This is a genomic window from Marinobacter halodurans (genome assembly GCF_004327985.1).
Taxonomy (GTDB): domain Bacteria; phylum Pseudomonadota; class Gammaproteobacteria; order Pseudomonadales; family Oleiphilaceae; genus Marinobacter_A; species Marinobacter_A halodurans.
In genome coordinates, this window is record NZ_SJDL01000013.1 from 37,352 (window position 1) to 60,126 (window position 22,775).

Consider the following 22,775-nt stretch of genomic DNA (forward strand, 5'->3'; position numbering starts at 1 on the left):
ACGCCCCTTAGCTCCGGTGCGTCACGCGCAGGACTTCTTCAACCGTCGTCTTGCCGGCCAGCACCTTGGCCACGCCATCGGCATGGATGCTGGGACCGTGCTGGCGAGCCACTTTCTCCAGCTCCAGTTCGCCGGCCTGACGATGGATCAGGGTACTCAGGTCCTCGTCGACGCGAACCACTTCGTAGATCCCCATTCGGCCGCGGTAGCCCAACTGGTTGCACTCGTTGCAGCCCACGGCACGATAGATTTCCGTTGGATTTTCCGGATCCAGTTGCAGGAATTCGCAATGCTCGACCGATGGTGAGTAGGATTCCTTGCAATGCGGGCACAGGACCCGAACCAGTCGCTGGGCAACGATCCCAATCAGGCTGGAGGAAATCAGGAACGGCTCGATCCCCATATCGATCAGTCGGGCAATGGCGCCCACGGCTGTATTGGTGTGCAGGGTGGACAGCACCAGGTGGCCGGTCAAACTCGCCTGGACGGCGATCTCCGCCGTTTCCAGGTCCCGGATCTCACCGATCATCACCACGTCCGGATCCTGGCGCAGGATGGCCCGAAGGCCGCGGGCGAAGGTCATGTCGACTTTCGGGTTGACCTGGGTCTGACCGATACCGGACAGGTTGTACTCAATCGGGTCTTCGACGGTCAGGATATTGCGGCTGCGATCGTTGATTTCCTGCAAAGCGCCATAAAGCGTGGTGGACTTACCGGAACCAGTCGGACCGGTAACCAGGATGATGCCGTAGGGCCGGAAGATCAGCTCACGCAGCACCTTGAAATCACGATCCGCCATACCAAGCGAGCCCAGGCGCAACCGACCCGCCTGCTTGTCCAGCAGACGCAGCACGATGCGTTCGCCATTGGAGGACGGCATGGTGGACACCCGCAGATCCACTTCGCGGCCGGCAACCCGCAGGGAGATCCGGCCGTCCTGGGGCACCCGTTTCTCGGCGATATCCAGCCTGGACATGACCTTGATGCGCGACACCAGCAGCGGCGCCAGCGCCCGCTTGGGCTCGACCACCTCCCGCAGGATGCCGTCAACCCGGAAACGCACCACCAGCCGCTTCTCGTAGGTCTCGATGTGCACGTCCGAGGCATTGGCGTTGACCGCCTCGGTCAGGATGGCGTTGATCAGGCGGATAATCGGCGCGTCGTCTTCCTGCTCCAGCAGGTCTTCAGTCTCCGGTACGGAGTCCGCCAGACTGGCCAGGTCCATATCGTCGCCGATGCCCTCGACCATCTGCATGGCCTCGGTGGAATCGTTCTGGTAGGCGGCATTGAGGGCGTCGTCAAAATCTTCCGGCGCGATCGGCTCGAACTTCGCCCGGCCGCCGCTGACACGGTTAGCCTCCGCCAGCGCCATGGGTGATGCCCCGGGCCGTACCAGGACCTTCACTGCGCCGCTGTCGCCCCGGGTCAGGATGACGCCGTGGCGTTTGGCGAAGGTAAAAGGCAGGCGCCCGATCGGGGCGTCCTGAGCCTGCATGTCGAGGTCTTGTTCCACGCTGGTTTTCACCTGTTCCTGTCACCGAAGAAGGCAAAGGCTATCATAGCTCGCCCGGGAGTATGTGGTCTCTGACGAGTTATCGGGAAATTTGGGACATCCGTCAAGCACGTCACGGTTCTAATATCTTATTTTTGCATAATTTTCAGTCGAATATGACAATTCCGGCGCCTATAATCCACTGGCACCAACTCGCGCTGAGTATTTACCGGCTGTTTGTCTAAACTGTTACAGTGCAGTCGGCCACCGCAGCATCCTTGCGGAAACCGGGCCCGTCGCCAACCCCGGATTGGCCGGGAGTATCCGGGATTGGACCGTATCCAGGGACGGTAATTCCGCTACGCTATCATTCAGGAGATCAGGGCTACCCATGACCGGCATCTATTCCCGACTACCCCAGATTACCGCCCTGTTACTGGTGGTGGCCATGATTGCCTCGCTGGGCTGGCAGGGGTGGCGATTCTACCAGGCCGAGCAGGCGCGACAGGCCGGGAGCAGTGCCGTCGTGGCCCGGCAGGCACCGGCAGACAACGCCGGGAAGCCGGATGTCGACCTGTCGGCCATCGATCTCTTTGGGAAAGCCGGCGCCCAGGCCGCACAGCAGCCGCAATCAACCGAGAACCTGCCGGAAACCAACCTGCGCCTCTATCTCCGCGGGGTGATGGCCGGCGATGAAAACAGCGGTGCCAGCGCCCTGATCGAGGATGCCAACAACGATACCGAGGCCTATCTGATCGGCGACGACCTGCCTGGCAACGCGACGCTGCGCTCGGTCTACCCCAACCGGGTCATTATCGAGCGCAGCGGCAAGCTGGAGAACCTTTATTTCCCCGAAACCGCAGACAGCGGTATCGACCTGAGTAACGGCAGCGAAGGCCAGACACCGGAAAGCACCCCGGCGGACGTCCGGCCCCAGCCGCGTGCCGTACAGCCTCCCGGTTCTGCGCCGGCGGTAACCAGCGACAGACGGGAAGAGATTCGTCGCCGACTGGAGGCTCTCCGGGAGCGATTGCGTCAGAACAGCAACTGAGGCCATGGATGAGTCCGACGCGCATCAGGCAGGGATTCCGAATCTGTGCCCTGGCCCTGTCATTGACGGTCACCGTCGTCATTGGCATCGAGCTGAGCTCGCGTCTGCTTGACTATGTACAGAGCGAATTCGGCGACGCCGCCCGGCAACGCCTCGTGCAGTGGCAGGAACTGCAGAAGCTGGCCAGCCACGCCCCCGTCCGCCGCCAGCTCCGGCTGGTCAACTCGTTCTTCAACCAGGTCCATTTCGTTAACGACCTCGAGCACTGGGGAGAGGAGGACTACTGGGCCACCCCGGTCGAACTGCTCGCCACGGACGGCGGCGACTGTGAGGATTTCTCCATCGCCAAGTACCTCACCCTGCGCGCGCTGGGCGTCCCCGACGACCAGTTGCGCATCACCTACGTCAAAGCGCTGGAACTCAACCAGGCCCACATGGTGCTGGCCTGGTACAAGACGCCGGACGCCGACCCACTGATCCTCGACAACCTGATCAACGAAATCCGCCCCGCCTCCGAGCGCGATGACCTGGAACCGGTCTACAGTTTCAACGGCGAGGGGTTGTGGCTCCAGAAAAAAGGCGGCGGTGTGGACTCCAAACGCATCGGCAATGCCGACAAGCTGAAGAACTGGACCGACCTGAACAATCGCCTGATCGATTCGCTCCGATAGCCGACGGGCACCAGGACCGTCATCGGGAGTTGACAGCTTATAGCGACGGAATTACCTTTACGTTAACGTCAACGTGAGCAAGTCAATATGAGCGACCTGAACGTCAAGCAAACCCACACCATCAGCGACCTGGCCCGGGAATTCGGCATCACCACCCGGACCATCCGCTTCTATGAGGAGGCCGGCATGATTACGCCGGAACGCGACGGCCAGACACGAATCTATACTGATCAGGACCGGGTGAAACTGAAGCTTATCCTGCGTGGCAAGCGCCTTGGATTCAGCCTGGCGGAGAGCCGTGAACTGATCGAGATGTACGATCCCTCATCCGACAATACTCATCAGCTCAATGCGTTACAACGGAAAATTAATGAGCGACGTGAAGCCCTTAAGCAGCAGCTTGCGGACATCGAGATCATGCAGAAAGAACTCGACGACGCCGAGGCCCGGTGCCAGGCCGCCATGGCGGCGCTGAACCGTTAGCCTGTTCGCGTCCCGGGTCGGACACACCACAACAAAGACAAGATTTCAGGTGGGTTATGACGATGCAGAAGAGCTATGTCAGCGGGGTCAGTGAAACGCCCCTGCTGGGTATGACCATCGGTGAGAAGTTTGACGAAACGGCCGGCCGTTTTCCGGATACGGATGCCCTGGTTGTTCATCATCAGGACCGCCGCTACACCTATCGTGAACTACAGGCCGTCGTCAACGAATGCGCCCGCGCCCTGATGGCCCTGGGTGTCCAGAAGGGTGATCGCGTTGGCATCTGGTCCCCCAACAACGCCGAATGGTGCATCACACAGTTTGCCACCGCCCAGATCGGCGCCATCCTGGTGAACATCAATCCCAGTTACCGCGTGCATGAAGTTCAATATGCACTCAAGCATTCCGGCACGTCTGTACTCATCCTGCAGGGTCAGTTCAAGACGTCGGATTACGTGAGCATGATGACCGAACTGGTGCCTGCCCTGAACGACGCCCGCCAGGAACGCATCCGGAGCGAGACACTGCCCGACCTGAAACAGGTCATCTGTCTCGACGCCAGCCACAGGGCACCGGGCATGTGGCACTGGGACGACGTGATTGCCCTGGCACCGCAGACCCCGGACGCGGACTACCGGGCACGCCAGGCCCAACTCCAGTTCGACGACCCGATCAACATCCAGTACACCTCCGGCACCACCGGTGCGCCCAAGGGCGCCACCCTCTCCCATCACAACATTCTCAACAACGGGCTGTTCGTTGCCCGGCGAATGAACTTCACCGAGAACGACCGGCTGGTGATCCCGGTCCCGCTCTATCACTGCTTTGGTATGGTCATGGGCAACCTCGGCTGCATCACCCACGGCGCCACCATGATCTATCCCAGCGAGGGCTTCGAACCGGCGGCGGCCTTGCGCGCGGTCCAGAGAGAGAGGGCCACCGCGCTGTACGGCGTACCGACCATGTTCATCGCCGAACTGGAGCATCCCGAATTCGACAGCTTCGACCTCTCCACCCTGCGCACCGGCATCATGGCCGGCTCCAACTGCCCGGCGGAGATCATGCGCAAGGTGATCGAGCAGATGCACATGACGGATGTCACCATCTGCTACGGCATGACCGAAACCAGCCCGGTGAGCCTGCAGACCGAGCCCGACGCACCGCTGGACAAGCGGGTGACCACCGTGGGCACAATCCACCCGCACCTGGAAATCAAGATTGTCGATCCGGCCACCGGCGACCTGGTCCCACGCGGCGAGAAAGGCGAACTCTGCACCCGCGGCTACAGCGTCATGCTGGGCTACTGGAACAACGAGGAAGCCACCCGCAAGTCCATCGACGTCACCCGCTGGATGCACACCGGCGACCTGGCCACCATGGATGAAGACGGCTATGTCGCGATCACCGGCCGCATCAAGGACCTGATCATCCGCGGCGGCGAGAACATCTACCCGCGCGAGATCGAGGAATTCCTCTACACCCACGACGCCATTTCCGACGCCCAGGTGATCGGTATCCCCGACGGGAAGTTCGGCGAGGAAGTCATGGCGTGGATCAAGCTGGCCGAGGGCAAGCAGGCGACAGAAGACGAGATCCGCGAATTCTGCAAGGGCAAGATCGCCCACTACAAGGTGCCCAAATACATCAAGCTGGTGGACGAGTTCCCCATGACCGTCACCGGCAAGATCCAGAAGTTCCGGATGCGGGAAATCAGCATCGATGAATTGAACCTCGGCGGCTGAACCGGGGCGGTCGTCGAGATCGTCCTCGCCCCGAAGTTGACGTTAACGTAAACGATAGATTATTACCGGCAGGAGTCAGAACCCTCATGAAAAGCCAGTACACCTCCCTCAACTTTGGCCTCGGCGAGACCGTCGACATGCTCCGGGACCAGGTCAACCAGTTCGCCAGCGACCGCATCGCCCCCCGGGCGGCCGATGTGGACCGGGACAACCTGTTCCCCAACGAACTCTGGCCGCAGCTCGGCGAGATGGGCCTGCTCGGCATGACCGTCAGCGAGGAGTATGGCGGCAGCGGCATGGGCTACCTCGCCCACACCGTGGCCATGGAAGAAATCAGCCGCGCCTCGGCCAGCATCGGCCTGAGCTACGGCGCCCACTCCAACCTGTGTGTAAACCAGATCTTCCGCAACGGTAACGACGAGCAGAAAGCCAGGTACCTGCCCAAACTGGTCAGCGGTGAGCACATCGGTGCCCTCGCCATGAGCGAACCCAACGCCGGCTCCGACGTGGTGAGCATGAAACTGCGCGCCGACAAGAAGGGCGACCGCTACATCCTCAACGGCAGCAAGATGTGGATCACCAACGGGCCGGATGCGAACACCTACGTGATCTACGCCAAGACCGACACCGCCAAGGGCCCCCACGGCATCACCGCGTTCATAGTCGAACGCGACTGGAAAGGCTTCTCCCGCGGCCAGAAACTGGACAAGCTGGGTATGCGCGGCTCCAACACCTGCGAGCTGATCTTCGAGGACGTGGAAGTCCCGGAGGAAAACATCCTCGGCCAGGAGAACGGCGGCGTGCGCGTGCTGATGTCCGGCCTCGACTACGAGCGCGTGGTGCTGTCCGGCGGTCCCATCGGCATCATGCAGGCCTGCCTGGACAACGTGGTGCCCTACGTCCACGAGCGTAAGCAGTTTGACCAGCCGATCGGCGAGTTCCAACTGATCCAGGGCAAACTGGCGGACATGTACACTGAACTGGCCGCGTGCCGCGCGTATCTCTACGCCGTCGCCCAAGCCTGCGACCGGGGCGAGACCACCCGCAAGGATGCCGCCGGCGTCATCCTCTACACGTCGGAGCGAGCCACCAAGATGGCGCTGGAAGCCATCCAGATCCTCGGCGGCAACGGCTACATCAACGAATTCCCCACCGGCCGCCTGCTGCGGGACGCCAAGCTCTACGAGATCGGTGCCGGCACCCAGGAAATCCGCCGCATGCTGATTGGTCGCGAACTGTTCAACGAGTCACGGTAAGGTTCCCATGGCTATCCTTCATTCCAAGATCCAGACCGAATCGCCGGAGTTCGGTGAGCGTCAGGCCGCGATGCAGGCGCTCTGCGACGAACGCCGCGAGCGCCACGACACCATTGCCAAGGGCGGCGGCGAACAGGCCCAGAAGCGGCACACCGACCGCGGCAAGATGCTGCCCCGCGAGCGCATCCATCGGCTGCTGGACCCCGGCTCCCCGTTCCTCGAAATCGGTGCCTTCGCCGCGGACGACGTCTACGGCGAGGACGTTCCTGCTGCGGGCGTGATCGCCGGGATCGGCCAGGTCCACGGCATCGAGTGCATGATCGTCGCCAACGACTCCACCGTGAAAGGCGGCACCTACTACCCGCTGACGGTCAAGAAGCACATCCGCGCACAGACCATCGCCGAGGAGAACCACCTGCCCTGCATCTACCTGGTGGATTCCGGCGGCGCCAACCTGCCCCGGCAGGATGAGGTGTTCCCGGACCAGGAAGACTTCGGCCACATCTTCTACCGCCAGGCCAACATGTCCGCCAAGGGCATCGCGCAGATTGCCGTGGTGATGGGCCTGTGCACCGCCGGCGGCGCCTATGTGCCGGCCATGGCGGATGAGAGCATCATGGTGCGCGAACAGAGTTCGATCTTCCTCGCGGGCCCGCCGCTGGTCAAAGCCGCTACGGGCGAGACCGTCAGCGCTGAGGAACTCGGTGGCGCGGATGTGCACACCGGCATTTCCGGCGTGGCGGATCACTACGCCAACACCGAGGCGGAAGCGCTCGAGCGCGCCCGCCAGTGCATTGCCAACCTCAACTTCCGCCGACCGGAAACCGTCCGCCTGCGCGAGCCGGCGGAGCCGCTGTATTCACCGGAAGAGCTCTATGGCGTGGTCCCCAGCGACCTGAAAACGCCCTACGACGTCCACGAAGTCATCGCCCGTCTGGTGGACGGCTCCGAGTTCGACGAATTCAAGGCCCGCTACGGCAGCACGCTGGTGTGCGGCTTCGCCCACCTCTACGGCATGCCGGTGGGCATCATCGCCAACAACGGCATCCTGTTCTCCGAGTCCGCCCAGAAAGGCGCGCACTTCGTGGAACTCTGCTGCCAGCGCGGTATTCCCTTGATATTCCTGCAGAACATCACCGGCTTCATGGTGGGCAAGCAGGCTGAACATGACGGCATCGCCAAGCACGGCGCCAAGCTGGTCACCGCGGTGGCTTGTGCCCGGGTGCCCAAACTGACCGTCATCATCGGTGGCAGCTTCGGCGCCGGTAACTACGGCATGTGCGGACGGGCCTACAAGCCCCGCTTCCTGTGGATGTGGCCTAACGCCCGCATCGCGGTCATGGGCGGTGAACAGGCCGCCGGCGTGCTGGCCGACGTCAAGCGGGCCGGCAAGGAACGGCGTGGCGAGAGCTGGAGCGAGGACGAGGAGAAGGCGTTCAAGCAGCCGATCATCGACCAGTTCGAACACCAGTCGAGCCCCTACTACGCCAGCGCGCGCCTATGGGACGACGGCGTGATCGATCCGGCCGATACCCGCCGGGTGCTGGGCCTGAGCCTGTCCGCGGCCCTCAATGCGCCGCCCGAAGACACCCGCTTCGGCCTCTTCCGGATGTAACCAGGAGATCACCATGACTGAACAGGCTGTACGCACTGAAACCGACGGTCGCGGGGTCACCCGGATTACCCTGGCGCGGCCGAACAAACGCAATGCCTTCAACGACAGCGTGATGCGCGACCTGCGGGCTGCGCTGATCGCAGCCGGCGACGATCCTTCATGCCGGGTGGTGGTCCTGCAGGGTGACGGCAAGCATTTCTCCGCCGGCGCCGACCTGAACTACATGCAGCAGACCGCCGAGCTGAGCCATGAGGCCAACGTCGACGACGCGCTGGCCCTGGCCGGCCTGATGCAGACCCTCGACCGGCTTCCCAAGCCGACCATCGCCCGTGTCCAGGGCGCGGCCTTCGGTGGCGCACTGGGGCTGATCTGCGCCTGCGACATCGCCATTGCCACCGACAACGCCCGCTTCTGCCTGAGCGAGGCGCGTCTGGGGCTTGCTCCGGCGGCGATCGGCCCCTACGTGGTCCGCGCCATCGGCCCGCGTCAGGCGCGTCGCTACTTCCTCACCACCGAGGAAATCCCCGCGGACGACGCCAAGCAACTGGGCATCGTCCATGAAGTGGTCGCTGCCGACGACATCGATGAAACCATCAACACGCTGGCCGAACGGCTTCTGCGCAACGGGCCCGTTGCCCTCGACGCCTGCAAGTCCCTGGTGGCCCGTACCCAGATGGACGGGCCGGACGATGCGCTGATCCGCTACACCGCCGAACTGATTGCCGGCCTGCGCACCGGTGACGAGGGGCAGGAAGGCCTGCGCGCTTTCCTGGAAAAACGCCAACCCGCCTGGATCCGGGAGTAATCCGATGACTGAACACGCCATTCGTACCCTCCTGGTCGCCAACCGCGGCGAGATCGCCCTGCGCGTGATGCGCACAGCGCAGTCCATGGGGATTCGCTGCATCGCCGTCTACTCCGAAGCCGACCGGACGGCGCCGTTCGTGCGCCAGGCTGATGCGGCTGTCGCCATTGGTCCCGCCGCGGCGGCGGAAAGCTACCTGAAGGTCGACCGCATCCTGGCCGCCGCCCGCGAGCACGGTGCCGACGCCATCCACCCGGGCTACGGTTTCCTGTCGGAAAACACCGCCCTGGCCGAACAGTGCCAGGCGGAAGGCATCCGTTTTATCGGACCTCCCGCCTCGGCCATTGCGGCCATGGGCTCCAAGAGCGCCGCCAAGGCACTGATCGCCGAAGCCGGCGTGCCGCTGGTGCCGGGCTATCACGGCGACGACCAGAGCCTCGCCCGCTTCCGCGACGAAGCCGAGAACACCGGCTTCCCCATGCTCATCAAGGCCAGCGCCGGGGGCGGTGGCAAAGGCATGCGGGTCGTTCGCGGGATGGATGAACTGGAAGAAGCCATCGCCGCCGCCCAGCGGGAGGCCAGTGCCAGCTTCGGCGACGATCACTTGTTGATGGAACGCTACCTGGAAAATCCCCGCCACGTGGAAGTCCAGGTGATGTTCGACAGCCACGGCAAGGGTCTGTACCTGTTTGACCGGGACTGCTCGGTCCAGCGCCGGCACCAGAAAATCATCGAGGAAGCCCCGGCGCCCGGCATTCCCGAGGCCATCCGCAAGTCCATGGGCGAAGCCGCCGTGCGCTGTGGCGAGGCCATCGGCTATATCGGTGCCGGCACCGTGGAGTTTCTCTACGAACCTGGCGGCTATTTCTACTTCATGGAAATGAACACCCGCCTGCAGGTCGAGCATCCGGTCACCGAACTGATCACCGGGCTGGACCTGGTGGAGTGGCAGATCCGTATCGCCAATGGCGAGGCTTTGCCCTGGGCCCAGGACCGGTTGGCCTGCCGTGGCCACGCCATGGAAGCCCGGGTCTATGCCGAGGATCCGGACAACGACTTCCTGCCCGTGACCGGCCGTCTGCACCACCTGCGCGAGCCGATGGACCTGCCGCACGTGCGGATCGATTCCGGCGTCGCGGAAGGCCAGGACATCACCCCCTGGTACGATCCCATGCTGGCCAAGGTGATCACCTGGGGTGAGGACCGGGATACGGCGCGCCAGCGCCTGATCGACGCCCTCGCCCGCTACGAGGTCATGGGCGTCACCCTCAACACCGATTTCGTCGCCCGCGTCCTGCGCGAACCCGATTTCGCCAACGGCGAATTGACCACCCACTTCATCGAGACCCACGCTGAGGCGTTACGGACGCCGGAGTTTGCGCCGGAGGAACAGCAGGCCCTGAGCTGGCTGGCCTGGCAGCAGGCCGCACGCTCCGAAGGGGTACCCGGCCCCTGGTCGATGCAGGACAGCTTCCGCCTCGGCGGTCCCCGTCAGCAACGCTGTGAGTTGCGAATCGGCGATCAGGACAGCACGCTGGGTTATGAGATGATCAACGCTCGGCGGGCACGACTGCAGGCGGATGGCGATTCGCCGGCACTGACATTGTCCTGGCAGCCGGCAGACCATGGCGCCCTGACCGTCCAACTGAACGGACGCCGCGTGCGCCTGGCCTGGGCCAGTCACGGCGAGAAGCTTGGTCTCTTTGCCGGGAACACATCCTGGACGGCGCTGGTGAACCATCCCGAGGAGCAGGTGCAGGACGCCGACAGCGATGCCCACCTGACCGCGCCGATGCATGGCCGGGTCATTGCCGTGAACTGTGCCGAGGGCGACACGGTCGAACCCGGTAAGAGCCTGGTGGTCATGGAAGCCATGAAGATGGAGCACAGCCTGAAGGCCCCGGCCAAAGGCCGCGTCGTCGCGCTGCATTGCGCCGAAGGCGACAGCGTGGGTGCCGGCCAGGTCCTGGTGGACTTCGAAGCGGAGGAAGACGCATGACGGGCGAGAAAGTAACGCTGGTGGAAGTGGGTTTGCGGGACGGCCTGCAGAACGAGGCGACGGCGGTTTCCCACGAGGACCGTGCCCGCTGGTTCAACGCGCTGGCCGATACCGGCCTCACGCGGATCGAGGCCGGCAGCTTCGTTTCCCCCAAATGGGTCCCGCAGATGGCCAATACCGATGCGGTCATGCAGGCCATCCGCCGGCGGGACCATGTCTCGGCGGAAGTCCTGGTGCCCAACAGCAAGGGCCTGGAAGCGGCCCTCGCCGCCGACGCCGACGTGATTGCCGTGTTCACCGCAGCATCGGAAAGCTTCAACCGCAAGAACATCAACTGCTCCATCGAGGAGAGCATCGCGCGCTTCGAGCCGGTGGTCAGCGGCGCCAAATCCGCGGGCAAGCGGGTTCGGGCCTATGTTTCCTGTGTGGTGGGCTGTCCGTATGAAGGCCCGATCGCACCGGGCCAGGTGGCCGACGTCGTCCAGAAGCTCCTGGAACTGGGCGCCGACGAGGTCTCCCTGGGCGACACCATCGGCGTGGCCCGCCCGCGCGAGATCCATGCGTTGCTGGATGCAACCCTGTCGCTGATGCCCACGGAAAACCTGGCCCTGCACTGCCACGACACCCGTGGCCAGGCCATTGCCAATATCTACGCCGGGCTGGAGCGCGGCATCCGGATCTTCGACAGCGCCGTTGCCGGCCTGGGCGGCTGCCCCTACGCCAAGGGGGCAACCGGCAATGTGGCCACCGAAGATGTGCTTTACTTGCTACAGGGCGAGGGTTTCGAGACCGGCGTCGACCTGCACGCCGTGGCCCGGGTCGGCCGGGAAATCTGCGAACTGTTGGGCCGCTCCAACCCGTCGCGCACCGGTAAAGCCCTCACCGCGCATTTAACCGAAGACGATTTGATGACGGGACAGGATCAGGATTCATGAGCAAATCGCCACTCTGGCAACCCAGTGCCGACCGTATCGCCAACACCCGCCTGACGCAGTTCGGCACCCGACTGCGCCAGCAGTACCCGGACATCCCACCCGGCTACGAAGGCCTGCATGCCTGGAGCGTGGAGTACGCCGATCGCTTCTGGGAAAACCTGGTGGATGAATTCGGCATCCTCGCCGATTGGGAGGGTCCGGTATCGGACGACGGCTTCCCGGTCGTCGGGCGGCGCTTTTTCCCGCAGAGCCGGATCAATTTCGCCGAAAACCTGCTGGCCCGTGGCAACCCGGACGCTGCCGCCATCATCGAACACCGCGAGGACGGCCGGCGGCGGGTCGTCACGTTCAATGAGCTGCGTCATAAATCCCAGTCATTGGCCGGCACCCTGCAGTCCCTGGGCGTGACCGGGGGTGATCGGGTCGCCGGGTTCGTTCCCAACGGCATAGAGGCCGTCGTGGGCATGCTTGCGGCCAGCCAGCTGGGCGCCGTGTGGTCGTCCTGCTCGCCGGATTTTGGTCTCAATGGCGTGATCGACCGTTTCGGCCAGATCGAGCCCAAAGTGCTGATCGCCATTAACGGATACCGTTACAACGGCAAGGTGATCGACACCCGCGACCGGGTCCGGGATATTGTCGATTCACTGCCTTCCCTGGCGCGGCTGATCCGCATCGACAACTGCGACGACTGTCCCTGGCCGGACGATATCGTCGGCATGACCTGGGACGAGGCTCTTCGAGCCGACCGGGAATGTCACTACACCCGCCTGCCGTTCAATGCACCGCTCTATATTCTCTATTCGTCCGGCACCACCGGCGTTCCCAAGTGCATCGTTCACGGCATTGGCGGCACCCTGCTCCAGCACGTCAAGGAACACGCTCTGCACACCGACGTCCACGCCGGCGACCGGGTGTTCTACTACACCACCTGCGGCTGGATGATGTGGAACTGGCTGGTCAGCAGCCTGAGCCTGGGAGCCACCCTGGTGCTGTTTGACGGCTCCCCGTTCTCGCCCGCGCCGGAAGTGCTCTGGAACATCGCCGAGAAGGAACAGATCCGCGTGTTCGGCGCCAGCGCCAAATACTACGCCGCCTGTGAAAAAGCCGGCCTGAAACCGCGGGAAAGCCACAACCTGGAAGCGCTGGACGCCCTGCTCTCCACCGGTAGCCCGCTTTCTCACGAAAGTTTCGATTACCTTTACCGGGACGTGAAACCGGACGTCTGCGTCTCCAGTATTTCCGGTGGCACCGACATTGTCGCCTGCTTCGCATTGGGCAACCCGAACCTGCCGGTCTATCGCGGCGAGCTGCAATGCATCAGTCTGGGCATGGACGTGGCGTTCGTTGACGACGACGGCAATCCATTGGCCGAGGGCAAAGGCGAGCTGATCTGCCGCAACGCCTTCCCGTCCATGCCGGTCGGCTTCTGGAACGATCCAGAGAACGCCCGCTTCGAGGACGCGTACTTCAGCCGCTTCCCGGGCGTCTGGGCCCACGGCGACTACGGGGAGCTGAGCGTTCATCCGGCGACCGCCACCACCCCCGCGCAAACCGGCGTGCTGATTCATGGCCGGTCCGACGCCACGCTCAATCCCGGCGGCGTGCGCATCGGCACGGCTGAAATCTACCGGCAGGTAGAAAAAGTCGATGCCGTTCTGGAAGCGCTCGCCATCGGCCAGCAGTGGGACGACGATATCCGTGTGGTGCTGTTCGTCCGGCTGCGCGACGGTGTGACACTGGATGACGATCTGGCCCAGACGATTCGACAAACCATTCGCGCCAACACCACACCCCGGCACGTTCCCGCACGGATCGTGCAGGTTGCCGACATACCCCGCACCATCAGCGGCAAGATCGTCGAATTGGCGGTCCGCAACGTGGTCCACGGCGAGCCGGTGAAAAACAAGGATGCACTGGCGAATCCCGAAGCGCTCCGGTATTTTGAGAATCTTCCCGAACTCAAACAATAATACCGGCTAACGGCCGTCCGTCCCCGGGCGGCCGACAGGGACCGTTATGACACGCGCATCCGGATTCACCCTGGAGGATCTTTCAGACCTCTCTGAGAGCCCCCTGCTCACGCTTCTCGACCACATCTGCGAAGGCAGCCTGATCGTTGACGACCACGCCCACGTGCTCTGGATCAGCGACAAGTATCGCGACGTCCTCGGCATCGACCGGGATCTCGCCGTCCGCGGACAGCCCGTCGAAGAGCTGATCCCCAACAGTATGATGCGCCAGGTGGTGCGCAGTGGTCAGCCCATCCTGCTGGACCTGCTGCGCAGCCGGGAAACCTGGATGGTGGTCACACGCATCCCCATCCGCGATCAGGCCGACCGGGTGATCGGCGGCATTGGCTTCGTGTTCTACAAGGACATGGACTACCTGAAGGCGTTCGTTGAGAAATACGGCCGCCTGCGCGGTGTCCCCAGCACCGCTGAACGCCAACTCGCCAATATGCGGGACACCAAGTACACCTTTGCCGATTTCATCGGCCAGAGCGCACCGGTAGAGCAGCTGCTGCAACGAGCCCGGCGGGCGGCCGAGCTGGACACCACCGTCCTCCTGCTTGGGGAAACGGGTACCGGCAAGGAGGTCCTGGCCCATGCCATCCATCACGCCTCCGTAAGGGCCGAACGGCCGTTCGTCAGCATCAACATGGCGGCGGTGCCGGACAACCTGATGGAGGCGGAATTCTTCGGGGTGGCGCCCGGCGCCTATACCGGCGCCGACCGTAAGGGACGCAAAGGCAAGATCCAGTTGGCCGACAAGGGTACGCTGTTCCTGGATGAGGTGGGCGACCTGCCCCAAAGCCTGCAGAGCAAGCTGCTGCGGGTCCTGCAGGAGCAGGAGTTCGAACCGCTGGGTTCCAACGAGGTGATCCGGGTCGACGTCCGCATCATCGCCGCCACCAGCAAGGATCTCAAAGCCATGGTGGATGCCGGTGATTTCCGGGCGGATCTCTACTATCGGCTCAATGTCCTGCCCATCGAAGTGCCCCCGTTGCGCGACCGGATGGAAGACATCGAACTGCTCGCCAACACCATGATCGATCGCATTGCCCACAATCTGGGCATGTCCCCCAAGTGGCTCAGCGCCGCAGCCCTGGACTACCTGCGCGATCATGCCTGGCCCGGCAACGTTCGCGAACTGCAGAACACCCTGGAGCGCACCTTCATCTTCGCCCAGAGCCCGATCCTCCAGGCCGAAGACTTCCTGCCACCGGCGCCGGACCGCCTGCACGAGTCCGCCGGCGCCGCCGGTATCGAGACCCTGCAGCAGACGGTCGCCCGGGCCGAGCGTGACGGCATTCGCAAGGCGCTGGACGCCACCGGGAACAACCGGTCCCGGGCCGCACGCATCCTCGGCATCTCCCGCGCCAGTCTCTACGAGAAGATGGCTCGATACGGGCTTTGATCCGACGAGGTCGCCCGAATCGCGGCCGTTCGAACAGGGCGTCCATATTTTCAGACAGTGTCTGAGATGTCAGACACACCCTTCAGGCCCTCGAATCACCGAGTCCGTAACGTCACCCCTATTTTGTGTCCGGATTTCCAGACACTTCGGCTTTTACGTAGCTGAAACCCCTTACCAAAAACCGAACATGTCATTGTTTTTAATGATCTTTCTATCGTTGGCACAAGGATTGTTATAGGCCCCTACGGCAGATAACTCCCTGCACACAACAACAATAGAAGGAAGTCACAATGATAAAGACGAGCAAATCCCTCGCGTTCCTGTCCGCCTGCGGCCTCGCCGCCGCCGTAGCAACCACCCCGGCACTGGGGGCAGACAAGATCCGCTGGAAGATGCAGGCCGCCTACGGCAGCAACCTCCCGGCCCTGGGCGATACCATTCCCGGCGTTCTCGATGATCTCCGCGAAGCCACCGACAACCGCATCATCATCAAGCATTTCGAGCCCAACAAGCTCGTCCCGACCCTAAACATCACCGATGCGGTACGCACCGGCAAACTCGAGGCCGGCTATACCTGGATCGGCTACGACCAGGGCAAGATCCCCTCATCCACCCTGTTCTCTGCCGTCCCATTCGGCATGGAGCCCTGGGAATACATGGCCTGGTGGTACGATGGTGACGGCCAGAAGCTGGCCGAGGAAATCTACGAGAAGAACAACGTCCATCCCGTCCTCTGTGGCCTGACCGGTCCGGAGACCGGCGGCTGGTTCAACAAGGAGATCAAGAGCCTCGATGACATCGACGGCCTCAAGATCCGCTACGCCGGTATCGGTGGTCGCATCCTGCAGGAGTTGGGCGCCTCGGTGACCGTCCTTCCCGGCGGTGAAATCTTCCAGGCGCTGGAAAAGGGTGCGATCGACGCCTCCGAGTTCTCCCTGCCCACCGTCGACCAGAAGCTCGGCTTCTACGAAGTGGCCAAGTACAACTACTTCCCGGGCTGGCACCAGCCTTTCGCGGCCTTCCACCTGATCGTCAACAAGGACAAATGGGATGCCATCAGCGACGCCGACAAGACGATGATCAACCTAGCCTGCCAGGCCAGCGTCACCCGCAACCTGGCCAGTGCCGAGGCTTACCAGGGCAAGGCCATTGAGTTCATGAAGAGCAAGGGCGCCGAAACCCGGGAATTGCCCGAACCGGTGCTGCGTGAACTGCAGGAAGTCACCAAAAAGGTACTGAAGAAAGAAGCGGATCAGGACGAAGACTTCGCCCGTGTCCTGAAGAGCCAGCAGGCATTCCAGGCACAGTATCAGGAATGGCAGGACCTCGGTTACCTGCCGCGGGATTTCTGATCCCGCACCAGCCTGAATGACACGACAGCCCGTCGTGTAAAGGAACGATGGCCACCCCGGGTGGCCTGGTCGCCGTCCGGCTCAGTCCGGACGCTGCCATACAGACTTCCCGGGTGGCCCTGACACTCTTCCGGAGATTCACATGAACGCTTCCTTCGAGGCTACTGCGCCCGAACTTGAACCGGCGCAGCAGGGGCTGTCCCGAGAGGTATTGCCCCACACCCCGGTGTCCCGGATCATCGACGGCCTTATCCAGCGCATCGGTGAGTTCAGCGCCTGGCTATGGCCCCTATTGATGCTGGTGATCATCGTCAACGTGGTGTCTCGCTACGTCTTCTCCCAGGGCTTCATCGAGCTTGAGGAACTGCAGTGGCACATCTATTCCGCCGGTTTCCTCATTGCCCTCTCCTATGCGCTGCTCAGGGACAGCCATGTGCGCGTGGACCTGTTCCGGGAGCGCTTCAGCTTTCGCACCCAGGCGTGGGTGGAGCTTGGCGGCATGCTACTGCTGCTGGGACCGTTCATCGGCCTGCTGCTGTACTACTCGATCCCCTACGTCATCGACTCCTGGGATATGAATGAGGCCTCCAGCGCTCCGGGTGGGCTGAGCCATCGCTGGATCATCAAGAGCGCTCTTCCCCTCGGCCTGGGACTGCTGCTGTTGGCGGCCTTGTCCCGCCTGACCCGGCTGCTGGCGTTCCTGTTCGCTTCGGAGGTGCGCCATGCCGATCAATGAAATGCTCGCCATCGGGATGTTCGCCGCGTTCATCCTGCTGATCTTTACCGGTTTCCCGATTGCCTGGGCCCTGGGTGGCGTCGCGATCGCCTTTACCGGCCTTGCCATGCTGTCGGATAACTATCTCGATACCTTTATCGCCATCGACTGGAGCTACACCTCCCTGGCCATCGACCGCATCTGGGGCACGATGAGCAGTTGGGTGCTGGTGGCCATCCCCATGTTCGTGTTCATGGGCCAGATGCTCGACCGCTCCGGCATGGCCGAGAAGCTGATGTTGAACGTGTCGCGGCTGTTCGGTCGCCTCAATGGCGGCACGGCCATCGCCGTGGTGATCATCGGGCTGCTGCTGGCGGCATCGACCGGCATCGTGGGCGCCTCCGTTGCCCTGCTCACCCTGCTGGCCGTACCGGTCATGCTCAAGCGCGAGTACCAGCCCGAACTGGCGGTGGGCACGGTCTGCGCAGTGGGCACCCTGGGCATCCTCATGCCGCCGTCGATCATGCTGGTGATGATGGCCGACCAGTTGGCGATGTCCGTGGGGGACCTGTTCATGGGCGCGGTTTTCCCCAGCGCCCTGTTGGGCGTGGTGTTTGTGCTCTACATCGTGGTTCGGGGCTGGATGCGTCCGGACATCGCGCCGGCCGGCGACGACGCCGAGCCGGTTAGCCTGGGCATCATCCTGGACGCCCTCAAATCGATCCTGCCGCCGGCGTTCCTGATCCTGGCCGTGCTGGGCAGTATCTTCGCCGGCATCGCCACTCCCACCGAGGCCTCCGGCGTCGGTGCCTTCGGTGCCACCCTGCTGGCGCTGGCCAACAAGCGGCTGAACCTGCAGGTCATGCGTGAGGTGTGCCGGGAAACCAGCCTGACCACCGCCTTTATCTTTGCGTTGCTGATCGGCGCCACCGCCTTCTCGCTGGTCCTGCGCGGCCTCGGGGGTGACGAAATGATCGCGGATGCGCTGCACGGACTGCCGTTCGGCCCCCATGGCGTGGTGATCTGTATCCTGCTGCTGACGTTCCTGCTCGGTTTCGTGCTGGACTGGATCGAGATCACCCTGATCATCCTGCCGCTGGTAGCGCCGGTGATCCACGCGCTGGGCTTCGACATCGTCTGGTTTACGGTCCTGTTTGCGGTCTGTCTGCAGACATCGTTCCTGACGCCCCCTGTCGGGTTCTCGCTGTTCTACTGCAAGGGCGTGGCTCCGCCTTCGATTGGCGTGAAGACGCTCTACAAAGGCGTGGCGCCGTTCATCCTGCTGCAGGCCACGGTCCTGGCGATCATCTTCCTGTGGCCCGATCTGGTGACCTGGCTGCCGGCCCAGGCCTACAGCGGACAGTAGGAGGTTTCGATGTCACATCCCAAACTGATATCCGCCGAGCAGGCGGCCGCCCTGGTCCCCGAGGGCGCGACACTGGCGACCGGAGGCTTTGTGGGCATTGGCTTCCCGGAAGCCCTGGCCCGGGCACTGGAGCAGCGTTTCGTGGCGGACAGGGCGCCCCACGGGCTGACACTGGTCTATGCCGCCGGCCAGGGCGATGGCGGCAACCGCGGCCTCAACCATCTGGCCCACGAAGGCCTGGTCAAGCGGGTGATCGGCGGCCATTGGGGACTGGTACCCAAGCTGGGCGCACTGGCCTGCAACAACCGTATCGAGGCATACAACCTGCCCCAGGGCGTGATCGCGCAGCTCTACCGGGACATCGCGGCCGGCAAGCCCGGCATGCTGACCCACGTCGGCCTGCACTCGTTCGTCGACCCCCGTCATGGCGGGGGCCGGATGAACGAGTGCACCCGGGAAAACCTGGTGGAAGTGATGAACCTCCGGGGCCGCGAGTACCTGTTCTATCCCACCTTCCCGATCAATGTGGCGTTCCTTCGCGGAACGACCGCGGACGCACGAGGCAACATCACCACCGAAAAGGAAGCCCTGCCCCTGGAGAGCCTGGCCATCGCCCAGGCGGTCCACAACTCCGGCGGCAAGGTCTTTGTCCAGGTGGAGCGCCTGACCGAGCGCCACCAGCTCCATCCCGAACGCGTGCAGATTCCCGGCATCCTGGTGGATCACATTATCCTGGCGGAGCCGGAGGAGCACCTGCAGACCTTTGCCGAGCCCTACAACCCGGCGTACACCAGCGAGATCCGCTTACCGGCGCTGGAGGGAGGCGATCCCCTGAGCGTCCGCAAGCTGATCGGGCGACGCGCAGCCGAGCACCTTGAACCGGGCACGATCGTCAACCTGGGGATCGGCATGCCGGAACAGGTGGCGGAAGTCGCTGCGGAAAAAGGCCTGCTGGACCAAATCACTCTGACCATAGAACCCGGTGCCATTGGCGGGCGGCCTGCCGGTGGCCTGAGTTTCGGGGCCGCAGCAAACGCCGAGGCGGTGATCGACCAGCCCGCCCAGTTCGACTTCTACGACGGTGGCGGCCTGGACCAGGCGTATCTGGGTATGGCGCAGGTGGACCAGCACGGTAACGTCAATGTCAGCCGCTTCGGTTCGCGGCTGTCCGGAGCAGGTGGGTTCATCAATATCAGCCAGAATGCCCGGCAGGTCTTTTTCATGGGGACTTTTGAGGCCGGCAAACAGTCGATTGCGATCGACGAGGAGGGACTGACCATTGAGCATGGCGGATCCGGGCGCAAGTTCGTCTCCCAGGTCGAGCACCTGACGTTCAATGGCCGCTATGCGCTGGAGCGGGGCCAACGGGTGTTCTACATCACTGAGCGATGCGTCTTCCAGTTGACGGAAAACGGGCTGGAACTGGTCGAGATTGCCCCCGGCCTGGACCTGGACCGGGACATCCTCGCCTATATGGACTTCAGACCCGCCATTTCCAGCCGGCTGCATGTAACCGACCGCAGCCTCTACAGGCCCTGAAACGCCGGGATACCGAAAACAAAAAGGGGCGCCGCAATGGCGCCCCTTCTTCAACTGAAACAGTCCTTTACAGAACTTTCTTCAGTTCTTCCTCAAGCTGAGGTACCGCTTCGAACAGGTCCGCAACGAGGCCGTAGTCCGCGACCTGGAAGATCGGGGCTTCCTCGTCCTTGTTGATCGCAACGATCACCTTGGAGTCGGACATACCCGCCAGGTGCTGGATCGCGCCGGAGATACCGACGGCAATGTACAGCTGCGGAGCCACGATCTTACCGGTCTGACCGACCTGCATATCGTTCGGCACGAAGCCGGCGTCAACCGCGGCGCGGGAGGCACCAACCGCAGCGCCCAGCAGATCCGCGACTTTTTCCAGCATCTGGAAGTTCTCGCCGTTCTGCATGCCACGGCCACCGGAGATGACAATACCGGCACTGCCCAGGTCCGGACGATCGGACTCGGCCAGCTGCTCACTGACGAAGGAAGAGGTGCCCGCGTCGTGCGCACCGTCAACGGTCTCGACAGAAGCAGAGCCGCCTTCGCCGGCAACCGGATCGAACGCCGTCGGACGCACGGTGACGACCTTGATGTCGTCGCTGCTCTTCACCGTGGCGATGGCGTTACCCGCGTAGATCGGACGCACGAAGGTGTCTTCAGACTCGACGCGGATGATGTCGGAAACCTGGGCTACGTCCAGCAGGGCCGCAACGCGCGGCATGAAATCCTTACCGGTGGTACCGGCAACCGCGAAGATATGGCCGTAGTTCTTGCCCAGGTCGGCAACCAGCAGGGACAGGTTTTCCGCCAGGAAGTGGCCGTAAGCGGCGTTGTCCGCAACCAGGACCTTGTTGACGCCTTCGATCTTGGCCGCATCTTCGCCGACGGCTCCACAGTTCTCGCCGGCAACCAGAACGTCGATATCACCACCTACAGCCTTGGCCGCCGCGACGACATTCAGGGTCGCCTGCTTCAGGCTGCTGTTGTCATGTTCAGCAATTACAAGGATGCTCATTTAGATCACCTTCGCTTCGTTCTTCAGTTTGTCGACGAGTTCTGCCACATCGGCAACCTTGATACCGGCCTGGCGTGCAGCCGGTGCTTCCACCTTCAGGGTGGACAGGCGCGGAGCCACATCAACGCCCAGATCCGCCGGGCTCATGTTGTCCAGCGGCTTCTTCTTGGCTTTCATGATGTTCGGCAGCGAAGCGTAACGCGGTTCGTTCAGACGCAGGTCGGTAGTCACAACCGCCGGCAGGTTCAGGGAAACCGTCACCAGACCGCCGTCAACCTCGCGGGTCACGTTGACCTTCTCGCCTTCAACAACCACTTCGGAGGCAAAGGTGCCCTGAGCCATGCCGGCCAGTGCCGCCAGCATCTGGCCCGTCTGGTTGTTGTCGGTGTCGATGGACTGTTTGCCCAGGATAACCAGCTTGGGCTCTTCCTTATCGACCACCGCCTTGAGCAGCTTGGCGGCTTCCAGGGACTGGACTTCCTCGTCGGTCTCGACGTGGATACCGCGGTCGGCACCCAGTGCCAGTGCGGTACGGATCTGCTCCTGGGCAGCCTTGGGACCAATGGAAACCACAACAATTTCGGTGGCAACCCCTTTCTCTTTGAGGCGAACCGCTTCTTCAACAGCGATTTCGCAGAAAGGGTTCATCGCCATCTTGACGTTGGCAAGATCGACACCGGTGTTATCCGGCTTGACGCGAACCTTTACGTTGTAGTCGATTACACGTTTTACAGCGACCAGAACCTTCATAGATTCCTCGTTCTTCTACGATGGGTTTAAGACTTGCAATCATGCAGTATCTGACGGGCATTGCCTCATCCATACCAATGATTCCTGTCGCACCGATTCGTCCAAGGACCAATCGTACGGTTTCGTCGAGACCTCTTTTCCGGCTTTTCCAGCTCTTTATCAGACGGGCCTCTCACCAACGGTGCGTGCGGCAGCCGCACAAATGCACACAGAACCATGGGGCAGCTTGCAGTTTGGCCCCTTAGTAAAAGCGCCATAATACTGACGACAAAGCCCAGGGGGGTCAATAGTCGTGCAGGCATTACACAGCACCGTCATCGGTATTACAATGGCGCCCGGTAAGGCATTTAATGGCCGTCGCGTTGGCGACGCCACTATACAGCCGCCGGCAGCCGCTGACCTCTCCTGCCTGATTGCATTTGGGGCCAATGGTTCGCCACATTGCCACGGGGCATGGCGAATTTCAAACAAACGTTTGTTTGACTTTTATTATATTGTATCCTTTGCCCTTGTGACACAAGCCTTCAGGCGGTAACACGTTCGTTTGTCGCCCAGGCTTCGGGTACTATATACTCCGC

The 22,775-nt window shown here is 62.7% G+C and carries 18 protein-coding genes; 15 read left to right on the plus strand and 3 right to left on the minus strand.

Translation table 11 applies throughout. From position 1 onward, the window contains the following. Positions 1–7 precede the first annotated feature (7 nt). Positions 8–1,495, minus strand: a complete 1,488-nt coding sequence (gspE, locus tag EZI54_RS10230; protein WP_207389194.1) for a type II secretion system ATPase GspE — start codon at positions 1,493–1,495, stop codon at positions 8–10. Between the two features lie 388 nt (positions 1,496–1,883). Between gspE and EZI54_RS10235 the strand changes: the two genes are divergently transcribed. From EZI54_RS10235 to EZI54_RS10305, 15 genes are all read left to right on the plus strand, one after another. Further along, positions 1,884–2,543, plus strand: coding sequence for a type II secretion system protein N (locus EZI54_RS10235; RefSeq protein ID WP_131481636.1), 660 nt, complete (start codon positions 1,884–1,886; stop codon positions 2,541–2,543). An 8-nt stretch (positions 2,544–2,551) separates the two neighbouring features. Then, on the plus strand, positions 2,552–3,214 hold the full coding sequence (locus EZI54_RS10240; RefSeq protein WP_131481638.1) for a transglutaminase-like cysteine peptidase: 663 nt from the start codon (positions 2,552–2,554) through the stop codon (positions 3,212–3,214). 87 nt (positions 3,215–3,301) lie between these two features. Further along, complete coding sequence (locus tag EZI54_RS10245; protein ID WP_131481640.1) at positions 3,302–3,697, plus strand: MerR family transcriptional regulator; 396 nt, start codon at positions 3,302–3,304, stop codon at positions 3,695–3,697. Positions 3,698–3,753: 56 nt separating this feature from the next. Next, positions 3,754–5,439 carry an AMP-binding protein gene (locus tag EZI54_RS10250; RefSeq protein WP_131481642.1) on the plus strand — a complete coding sequence of 562 codons (1,686 nt, stop codon included), beginning with the start codon at positions 3,754–3,756 and terminating at the stop codon, positions 5,437–5,439. An 86-nt stretch (positions 5,440–5,525) separates the two neighbouring features. Continuing rightward, positions 5,526–6,695, plus strand: coding sequence for an isovaleryl-CoA dehydrogenase (locus tag EZI54_RS10255; RefSeq protein WP_131481644.1), 1,170 nt, complete (start codon positions 5,526–5,528; stop codon positions 6,693–6,695). Positions 6,696–6,765: 70 nt separating this feature from the next. Then, entirely contained in the window at positions 6,766–8,310 is a 1,545-nt protein-coding gene (locus EZI54_RS10260; RefSeq protein ID WP_242674417.1) for a carboxyl transferase domain-containing protein, read from the plus strand. A gap of 13 nt (positions 8,311–8,323) precedes the next feature. Next, the gene (locus EZI54_RS10265; RefSeq protein ID WP_131481648.1) at positions 8,324–9,115 is read left to right on the plus strand and encodes an enoyl-CoA hydratase-related protein; all 792 of its coding nucleotides are present in this window, start codon (positions 8,324–8,326) and stop codon (positions 9,113–9,115) included. Between the two features lie 4 nt (positions 9,116–9,119). After that, positions 9,120–11,114 carry an acetyl/propionyl/methylcrotonyl-CoA carboxylase subunit alpha gene (locus EZI54_RS10270; RefSeq protein ID WP_131481650.1) on the plus strand — a complete coding sequence of 665 codons (1,995 nt, stop codon included), beginning with the start codon at positions 9,120–9,122 and terminating at the stop codon, positions 11,112–11,114. Next, entirely contained in the window at positions 11,111–12,049 is a 939-nt protein-coding gene (locus EZI54_RS10275) for a hydroxymethylglutaryl-CoA lyase (protein ID WP_131481652.1), read from the plus strand. Before EZI54_RS10270 ends, EZI54_RS10275 begins: the two co-directional genes overlap by 4 nt. Continuing rightward, positions 12,046–14,019 carry an acetoacetate--CoA ligase gene (locus tag EZI54_RS10280; protein ID WP_131481654.1) on the plus strand — a complete coding sequence of 658 codons (1,974 nt, stop codon included), beginning with the start codon at positions 12,046–12,048 and terminating at the stop codon, positions 14,017–14,019. Before EZI54_RS10275 ends, EZI54_RS10280 begins: the two co-directional genes overlap by 4 nt. A gap of 46 nt (positions 14,020–14,065) precedes the next feature. Then, positions 14,066–15,466: a sigma-54 interaction domain-containing protein gene (locus EZI54_RS10285; RefSeq protein WP_131481656.1), complete on the plus strand. Its 1,401-nt coding sequence runs from the start codon at positions 14,066–14,068 to the stop codon at positions 15,464–15,466. 290 nt (positions 15,467–15,756) lie between these two features. Further along, positions 15,757–16,818 (plus strand): TRAP transporter substrate-binding protein, encoded by a 1,062-nt coding sequence (locus EZI54_RS10290; protein WP_131481658.1) that lies wholly within the window; start codon positions 15,757–15,759, stop codon positions 16,816–16,818. Between the two features lie 142 nt (positions 16,819–16,960). Continuing rightward, positions 16,961–17,554: a TRAP transporter small permease subunit gene (locus EZI54_RS10295; protein WP_131481660.1), complete on the plus strand. Its 594-nt coding sequence runs from the start codon at positions 16,961–16,963 to the stop codon at positions 17,552–17,554. Continuing rightward, positions 17,541–18,899, plus strand: coding sequence for a TRAP transporter large permease (locus tag EZI54_RS10300; protein ID WP_131481662.1), 1,359 nt, complete (start codon positions 17,541–17,543; stop codon positions 18,897–18,899). Before EZI54_RS10295 ends, EZI54_RS10300 begins: the two co-directional genes overlap by 14 nt. 9 nt (positions 18,900–18,908) lie before the next feature. Beyond that, complete coding sequence (locus EZI54_RS10305; RefSeq protein ID WP_131481671.1) at positions 18,909–20,438, plus strand: acyl CoA:acetate/3-ketoacid CoA transferase; 1,530 nt, start codon at positions 18,909–18,911, stop codon at positions 20,436–20,438. A gap of 67 nt (positions 20,439–20,505) precedes the next feature. Here EZI54_RS10305 and EZI54_RS10310 read toward each other — a convergent pair whose 3' ends face one another. Next, positions 20,506–21,447, minus strand: coding sequence for an electron transfer flavoprotein subunit alpha/FixB family protein (locus tag EZI54_RS10310; RefSeq protein ID WP_131481673.1), 942 nt, complete (start codon positions 21,445–21,447; stop codon positions 20,506–20,508). Continuing rightward, positions 21,448–22,197 (minus strand): electron transfer flavoprotein subunit beta/FixA family protein, encoded by a 750-nt coding sequence (locus EZI54_RS10315; RefSeq protein ID WP_131481675.1) that lies wholly within the window; start codon positions 22,195–22,197, stop codon positions 21,448–21,450. It abuts the gene before it with no gap. Between the last annotated feature and the right edge of the window lie 578 nt (positions 22,198–22,775).